Below are 7,573 nucleotides of genomic sequence, written 5' to 3' on the forward strand. Positions count from 1 at the left end.
GGTGACGGCTCGCCTTCGGCGTCGCTTGGAAATGCGGGGGTTGGGTCGGCTCGCTTCGCATCGCCATTATTGGGCGTAATTGCGCCGCAGAGAAGCTGCGCTCTTCAGGGAACCCTTCGCTGTCAGCCCTTCGCGCGCTCGGGGCGCCTCCCAAGGGCGATGCGAAGCGAGCCGTACCGCCCTCTTCGCTGATCAGAGCCGGTGGGCCCGATCGCTGTCGTCGCGGAGCGGCGATGAACGCCCTTGATTCGAAAAGGTCTGCACGACCACGCTGGAACAGGAACGGAAAAGGTCCTGCGGAACCACGCTGAACAGGAACCGACGCACGCCGAACTCCCACGCTGGAACGCAGGCCGCCCCCCGACGGCCGACGCAGCACGAACCCCAGAAACCCCAGTGGTAACGGATGAACCAGCGGTACCCGTCAAAGCATGATCGTCGGCGTGACCACGGTCCGCCCCGGCTCCCCGCGCGAGTTCACCAGGTGCACCAGGATCTGCGTGGTCCCCGCGGGCACGTCCGGCAGCACGAACCGGCCGCCGTCGTCCGCGCGCGTGCAGGACGACTTGTGGTCGGCCACCCGCACCTCCACCTCGTGCTCCCCGGCGGGCACCAGCCAGCCGTCGATGCGGTGCCGCGACCCCGTCGAGGTGAAGTTCACCATCAGGGTCAGGTTGTCGACGGTGAACGTGATCGTGCCGGTCTGGCCGCCGCGCACGCCCGCGAACGAGCCCGCTCGTTCCCAGCGGGCCACCTCCACGTCGAGGGACTCCAGGGCTATCGCGAACTTCACGCGGTCCACGAGGTCGGCGGGCGGGGGGTCCAGTTCGTCCACGAGCCTGTTCAGTTCGGAGAGGACTGCGGTGTCCTCAAGGCCCCTGCGGTCGTCGCGCGGGTCGAAGTCGTTCACCGCGATCCTCCTTCCGTCTCCAGGTAGTTGCGCAGCAGTGTCAGGCACCGTCCCCTGGTCGGACCGATGCTGCCGTGGGGCATGGCGAGTGCCTCGGCGACCGCTCGGTACTCGGCGCGCCCCGCCAGCACCGTCAGGCGGAGCAGTTCCTGGCACCTCGTGTTCAGGCGGCCGAACGCGAGCCACAGGCGGCGGTCGCGGTCGTCCATCAGCGTCACGTCCTCTGGCAGGCCGGTGTCGGATTCGAGCTGTTCGGCGAACTCGTCGGACAGGTGCGTCTCACGCTTGTTGGGTGTCCAAGTTCGGCGCGCTTCACGCCTCGTGGTGACGACCAGGTAGCCGACCAGGGCTTTCGGCTCGTTGATGTTCTCGATGTTCTTCAAGAACGCGAGCCACACGGTCTGCACGACGTCCTCCGCGGCGGACCTGTCCAGGCCCTGGCCGCGGGCCACGTGCCACAGCAGCGGGGTCAGCTCGGTCACCAGGACGTCCAGCGCGTTCCTGTTGCCCTCGCGTGCCGCTGCCAGGCACACCGCGTGTCGTTCGGTGCCCTCAAGCCCGTCCCACGGCGGACGGTCATCCGCCGTGTGCAGCTCGTCCATGCAGCACCTCCGATCGGCCGCCCTGTCAGCGCCGTCCGCCAACTCATGAAGGGCTGACTGGGCGGTAGATACGAAATTCACTCGTTCGGCGCAGCATCGACGCCCAGCTGAACCCATCTTTCCCGGGCATGCCAGCGGCCCGTGATCCCCCCTCCGCATCACGGGCCGCCGGTGTGGGAACCCTTCAGCCGGCACCCCTCGAACCGGCTGGCGTGGGTTCCACGCCTGTGCAAAGCGCTCACCTGGAAAGAGCGGAACTCCGGTGAGCAGATACAGCCTCTGACGCGCGGAACCGCGAATCGGCTCCCGATTCGCGAAAGCACACCGAGGGGTCGGCAAGGTTCACCGATATGGTCTAGACCATGCCGATTCTCGAAGTGATCGCACTGAACGCGAAGGACGCGGAGGCCGCCCAGTCCGGTGGCGCCCACCGGCTCGAACTGGTCGCGGACATGGCCTCCGACGGGCTCACGCCCTCGGTCGCCACCTTCAAGGAGACGAGCGCGGCCGTCGACCTCCCGATCCGCGTGATGCTCAGGGACGCCCCGGGGTTCGCGCCGGCCAACCTCAGGCACCTGCGCCGGCAGGCGTGGGAACTGCGGGAGGCGGGCGCCACCGAGTTCGTGCTCGGCTTCCTCGACGCCGAGGGCGAGATCGACGAGGGCGTCACCCTGAACCTGCTCGCGGAGTTGGAGGGGTGTGCCTGGACCTTCCACCGCGCGCTCGACAACTCCAACGACGTCTTCCGCTCGTGGGCGACCGTGCAGGCCCTCGGGTGCGACACGGTGCTCGCCGCGGGCAGTCCGAAAGGTGTCGAGGACGGGATCGAGAACCTGAAGAAGCTGACGGGCCAGGCGCCGCCCGCGCTGCTCGTCGGCGGCGGCCTGCAGCAGCGGCACCTGGCGGAACTGCTGGCAGCGGGCGTGACGGGCTTCCACGTCGGCGGCGCGGTCCGGCCGGGCGGCTGGGATTCGCCGGTGGACGCCGCCGCCGTGCGGGATTGGGTCGCCCGGCTGGTCTAGACCCTTGCCCCGGTCCGCTCTACAGTCACGTTGCTTCCTGTGAAATAGCTGTTGCAACATACGCAACGTGGAGGGCGCAACGATGCGGCTGAAGACTTTCGTGGCCGTGCTGGGCGTGGGCGCGGTGGTCGCCTGCGCACCGGTGCAGTCCGGGCCGGCCAGTTCCGGCACCGACGAGCAGACCGGGCAGCTGCGGGTGTGGCTGTTCGACGAGGTCAACCGCGGCCCCAAGGAGGCCGTGGTCAAGGAGGCCGTCGCCGAGTTCCAGGGCAGGCACAGCGGCGTCACCGTCGACGTGCAGTACATCCAGGTGGCGAGCCGCGCGGAGCGCTTCAAGGCCGCGTTCAGCGACCCGAAGAGCGCCCCGGACGTCGCGGAGTTCGGCAACACCGACCTCGCGGGCTACGTCTCCGCCGGTGGCTTCTCGGAGCTCGACCTGGGCGGCTGGGAGGAGTCGAAGGACCTCGTCCCGACGATCCTCGACACGGCCAAGGTCGACGGCAAGACCTACGGCGTGCCGTGGTTCGTCGGCGTCCGCGCGCTCTACTACCGCACGGACGTCTTCACCGAGCTCGGCCTCGAGCCGCCGGCGACGCTCGACGAGATCGCGACCACGGCTCGCGAGATCCGGCAGCGCAAGCCGGAGATGATCGGCATCTCGGCCGGCGGCAAGTACCTGTTCGCGGCCCTGCCGTTCATCTGGGCGCAGGGCGGCGACCTCGCCAAGCAGGACGGCGGCAAGTTCACCGCCACGATCGACAGCGCCGAGGCGAAGGCCGGTGTCGCGAAGTACACCGAGCTGATCAAGGACGACATCTGCCCGCCGTCCGCCTGCGCGGGCAACGGCGGTGACGCGAGCGTCGAGGCGTTCAGGGCCGGCAAGGCCGCGATGACCATCGGCGGCGACTTCAACCGCAAGTCGGTGGACGCGTCCTCCGCGGCCGGCAAGTACGGCGTCGTCCCGCTGCCCGGCAAGGACAAGGGCTCGATCGCCCCCGCGTTCGCCGGCGGCAACCTGCTCGGCGTCATGAAGGGCACGCAGCGCAAGACGCTCGCCAACGAGTTCACGCAGCTGCTCGCGTCGAAGAAGTACCAGCAGAAGATGTACGCGGCGATGGGCAACCTGCCGACGTTCGGCGACGTGCAGAAGCAGGTCAGCGACTCCGACAAGTTCCTGGAGCCGTTCACGAAGACCCTGCAGGCCGGCACGAAGTTCGTCCCCGTCACCCCGGCGTGGGCGAAGATCGAGGCGCAGACCGTGGTGCCGACGATGATCCAGGAGGTCGTCACCGGCGCGAAGAACGTCGACACGGCCACCGCCGACGCCGCCAAGACCATGAACGCGGCCTTCACGTCGTGAGCGTGACGTCCCGAGGCCAGGGGCGGACCGCGTTCGCCTACCTGGCCCCAGCGCTGCTGGTGCTCGGGGGCCTGCTGGCCTACCCGATCTACCAGCTGGTGCTCATCTCGCTCTACGACTACGGCCAGGAGCAGGTGAGCGGTGGTGCGCCGCTCACCTTCCTGGGCCTCGGCAACTACCAGAAGCTGCTGGGGGACCAGCAGTTCTGGACGGTGTTCGGGCAGACCGTCGGGTTCGCGGCGGTCTGCGTGGTCGGCACTCTGCTCGTGGGCGCGTTCCTCGCGATCTTGGCCACCCGCGTGCGCACGTGGGTGCGGATGACGTTGTTCCTGGCGGCGCTCGGCGCGTGGTCCACGCCCGCCGTCGCCGGCTCGACGATCTGGCTCTTCCTGTTCGACGCGAACTTCGGGTTCGTCAACGAGGTCCTGGGCCTGCAGGGCTTCTCGTGGACGTTCGACAAGTGGACGGCGTTCGGGCTCGTCGCCGCGCAGGTGATCTGGTGCTCGTTCCCGTTCGTCATGGTGACGCTGTTCGCGGGCATCAAGGCGATCCCGGGCGAGGTGCTGGAGGCCGCGGCGCTGGACGGCGCGTCGGCGCTGCGCACGGCGTGGAGCGTCACGCTGCCGCTGCTGAAGCCGATCATCCTCGTGGTGACGATCCAGTCGATCATCTGGGACTTCAAGGTCTTCACGCAGATCTACGTGATGACCAACGGCGGCGGCATCGCCGGCCGCAACCTCGTGCTCAACGTCTACGCCTACCAGCAGGCGTTCGCGGCGTCGGAGTACGGGCTGGGCGCGGCCATCGGTGTCGTGATGACCGTGCTGCTGCTCGGCATCACGATGTTCTACCTCCGCGCGCTGCGGCGGTCGGGGGAGGTCCTGTGAGGCGCTGGATCACCGAGGCGTTCGTCCTCGTCGTCGCGGCCGTCGTCGCGTTCCCGCTGTTCTGGATGGTGCTGTCGGCGTTCAAGCCGGAGGACGAGATCATCTCGGCCGACCCGGTGCCGTGGACGACCCGGCCGACGCTCGACAGCTTCACCCGCGCGCTGACCGTCGCGAACTTCGGGCGCTACTTCGTGAACAGCCTGGTCGTCGCGCTGGTCGTGGTGGCGCTGAGCATCCTGATCTCGTTCCTCGCGGCGACCGCGCTGACCCGGTTCCGGTTCCGCAGCCGCACGACGTTGCTGATCATGCTGCTGGTCGTGCAGATGGTGCCGGTCGAGGCGCTGACCGTGCCGCTGTTCTTCCTGATGCGGTCCGTGGGTGACTCCGTGCCGGTGTTCGGCCTGAACCACCTGGGCTCGCTCGTGCTGGTGCACCTGGCTTTCAGCCTGCCGTTCGCGATCTGGATGCTCCGCGGGTTCGTGGCCGCGGTGCCGGTGGAGCTGGAGGAGGCCGCCACGCTCGACGGCGCCTCGCGGTTGCGGTTCCTGTGGCAGGTGCTGTTCCCGCTCGTCGCGCCCGGCCTGGTGGCGACGAGCGTGCTGTCGTTCATCCACGCGTGGAACGACTTCCTGTTCGCCAAGACGTTCATCATCTCGGCCGTGGAGAACCAGACCCTGCCGCTGGCGCTCCAGGTGTTCGTCAAACCCGACCAGAACGATTGGGGCGCGATCATGGCGGGCTCCACCCTGATGACCATTCCCGTGCTGATCTTCTTCGTGCTCGTGCAGCGCCGGCTCGTCTCCGGGCTCGCCGGGGCGGTGAAGGGATGAACCTGCTGCCGCGCCCGGTGTCCTACGTGGACGGTGGGCGGCTCTGCGAGTACAGGGGCTGGGACACGGTCCTCGTCGACGGCCCGCCCGGTGGCTACCGGCTGATCTCGTCCGACGACGGCGTGCTGATCGAGGCCCACGACGCCGAGGGCGAGATGAACGCGCTGCAGACGTTGCGGCAGCTGCTCGGGCCGCAGGCGTTCCGGGCGGCCGGGGAGAAACCGGCCGTCATCCCGGCGTGCGAGGTCGTCGACCACCCGCGGTTCGCGTGGCGCGGCGTGATGCTCGACGTGGCGCGGCACTTCCTGCCCAAGCGGGAGGTGCTGCGGTGGGTCGAGCTGCTGTCCGCGCACAAGCTCAACGTCCTGCACCTGCACCTCACCGACGACCAGGGCTGGCGCTTCGAGGTCGAGCGCTACCCGAGGCTCACCGAGGTCGGGTCGTGGCGGGAGGACTCGCGGTTCGGCGACCGGCGCTCCGGCGGGCTGAAAGGCCGTCCGCACGGCGGGTTCTACACGCAGGACGACCTGCGGGAGATCGTCGAGTTCGCACGGGCGCGGCACGTCACCGTCGTCCCGGAGATCGACATCCCCGGCCACTCGCAGGCGGCGATCGCGGCCTACCCGGAACTGGGCGTGCACGGCGGCGGCGTGTGGACCGACTGGGGCGTCAACGAACGCGTGCTCAACACGGGGGAGTCCACAACGGACTTCTACCGGAACGTGTTCGACGAACTGGTGGACGTGTTCCCGTCCGAGGTGATCGGGCTCGGCGGCGATGAAGCGCCGGGTCACGACGGCGAACTGGTGCGGGCGATCGCGGAACACCTGGTGCTGGCCGGAAGGCGGCCCTACGGGTGGGACGAGGTCCTGGACTCGGGGCCGCTGCCCGCGAGCACGGTCGTCGCGTCGTGGCGCGGGGTCGAAGGCGGCCTCACGGCGCTGCGCGACGGGCTCGACGTGGTGATGTGCCCCGAGGAGTTCGTGTACCTGGACTACCGGCAGTCGGACTCGCCCGACGAACCGATCCCGGTCGGGACGGTCACGACGCTGGAGGACGTCTACGCGTGGGAACCGGTGCCTGCCGGGCTCACGGGAGACGAGCCGGGAAGGCTGCTGGGCGCCCAGGCGAACATCTGGACCGAGCACCTCGACTCGGCCCGGCGGGTGGACTACGCGGCGTTCCCGAGGCTGGCCGCGTTCGCCGAGGTCGTGTGGTCCCCGGCGGAGAAGGACCCGGAGTTCCTGCACCGGCTCCGGGAGCACCACCTGCCGCGGCTCGACGCCCTGGGGGTGGAGTACCGGCCCCTCACCGGACCCCACCCGTGGCAGCGGCTCCCTGGTGTGCCTGGTTTTCCACGGTGACCATCTCCGGGATCACATCGCCGGCTCTTCCTCGGGCATGAGGATCCAGGCGGCGGCGTAGAGGATCGCTCCGGTGCCGAACCCGAGCAGCGTCGCCGCCACGAGGATGATCCGCAGGATCGCGGCGTCCACGCCGATCATCTTGGCGACGCCGCCGCAGACACCGGCGAGCATCTTGTCGCTGCGACTGCGACGGAGCTTCTTGACCTGGTCGGTGGCTTCGTTGAGCACGTTGTTCGTCATGGCTCAAGAGTCGTCGTTTTCGCGGGCCCGCACATCGGTGACCACCCCTAACCGGACCCTGATCCCGGGGGCGGGTCTCAGGGGTGGTCTTGCTCTGGGCGTGGCCTGGGTGGGTGGTCGCGTTGGTGCGTGCGTGTCCTGTTTCGTGCGCGGGGCTCTGCCCCGGACCCCGCCAGCTGATCAAAGACCCCCCAGCGCCCTCGGCGGGTTGATGGCACGCCTGTTTGTGTTGGGCGGCTGCGCGTTGCGTAGGTGGTGCGGTTCGGGTGGGGTGGGTCCCGTCCCCAGCCGGGCCAGAGCGAGCCACAACCAGGCAGGGGTGTCAACTCGACGAAAAGCGTGTCGAGTTGACACC

Annotated in this window: 8 protein-coding genes; 5 read left to right on the top strand and 3 right to left on the bottom strand. The window is 69.0% G+C overall.

Annotated elements, in window-relative coordinates:
* Positions 1 to 424: 424 nt before the first annotated feature.
* Together ACFWGZ_RS37470 and ACFWGZ_RS37475 are read right to left on the bottom strand one after the other, a co-directional pair.
* Positions 425 to 847, bottom strand: a complete 423-nt coding sequence (locus tag ACFWGZ_RS37470) for a carboxypeptidase regulatory-like domain-containing protein (protein ID WP_382416424.1) — start codon at positions 845 to 847, stop codon at positions 425 to 427.
* 59 nt (positions 848 to 906) lie between these two features.
* Entirely contained in the window at positions 907 to 1,512 is a 606-nt protein-coding gene (locus ACFWGZ_RS37475; RefSeq protein WP_382456336.1) for an RNA polymerase sigma factor, read from the bottom strand.
* Positions 1,513 to 1,874: 362 nt separating this feature from the next.
* Here ACFWGZ_RS37475 and ACFWGZ_RS37480 point away from each other — a divergent pair, with 362 nt between their 5' ends.
* The 5 genes from ACFWGZ_RS37480 (at position 1,875) to ACFWGZ_RS37500 (ending at position 6,975) form a co-directional block, all read left to right on the top strand.
* A complete protein-coding gene (locus ACFWGZ_RS37480) occupies positions 1,875 to 2,534 on the top strand; it encodes a copper homeostasis protein CutC (protein WP_382456337.1) in 660 nt (219 codons plus the stop codon).
* Between the two features lie 82 nt (positions 2,535 to 2,616).
* The gene (locus ACFWGZ_RS37485; protein ID WP_382456338.1) at positions 2,617 to 3,894 is read left to right on the top strand and encodes an extracellular solute-binding protein; all 1,278 of its coding nucleotides are present in this window, start codon (positions 2,617 to 2,619) and stop codon (positions 3,892 to 3,894) included.
* A 2-nt stretch (positions 3,895 to 3,896) separates the two neighbouring features.
* Positions 3,897 to 4,781 carry a carbohydrate ABC transporter permease gene (locus tag ACFWGZ_RS37490; protein ID WP_382456339.1) on the top strand — a complete coding sequence of 295 codons (885 nt, stop codon included), beginning with the start codon at positions 3,897 to 3,899 and terminating at the stop codon, positions 4,779 to 4,781.
* Positions 4,778 to 5,611: a carbohydrate ABC transporter permease gene (locus tag ACFWGZ_RS37495; RefSeq protein ID WP_382456340.1), complete on the top strand. Its 834-nt coding sequence runs from the start codon at positions 4,778 to 4,780 to the stop codon at positions 5,609 to 5,611. The genes ACFWGZ_RS37490 and ACFWGZ_RS37495 overlap by 4 nt, the downstream gene beginning before the upstream one ends.
* Positions 5,608 to 6,975 (top strand): beta-N-acetylhexosaminidase, encoded by a 1,368-nt coding sequence (locus tag ACFWGZ_RS37500; protein WP_382456341.1) that lies wholly within the window; start codon positions 5,608 to 5,610, stop codon positions 6,973 to 6,975. The genes ACFWGZ_RS37495 and ACFWGZ_RS37500 overlap by 4 nt, the downstream gene beginning before the upstream one ends.
* Positions 6,976 to 6,987: 12 nt before the next feature.
* Here the strand turns inward: ACFWGZ_RS37500 and ACFWGZ_RS37505 are convergent, their stop codons facing one another.
* Positions 6,988 to 7,218, bottom strand: a complete 231-nt coding sequence (locus tag ACFWGZ_RS37505) for a PspC domain-containing protein (protein WP_382456342.1) — start codon at positions 7,216 to 7,218, stop codon at positions 6,988 to 6,990.
* Between the last annotated feature and the right edge of the window lie 355 nt (positions 7,219 to 7,573).

This window comes from Lentzea sp. NPDC060358 (assembly GCF_042725365.1).
Lineage (GTDB): Bacteria > Actinomycetota > Actinomycetes > Mycobacteriales > Pseudonocardiaceae > Lentzea.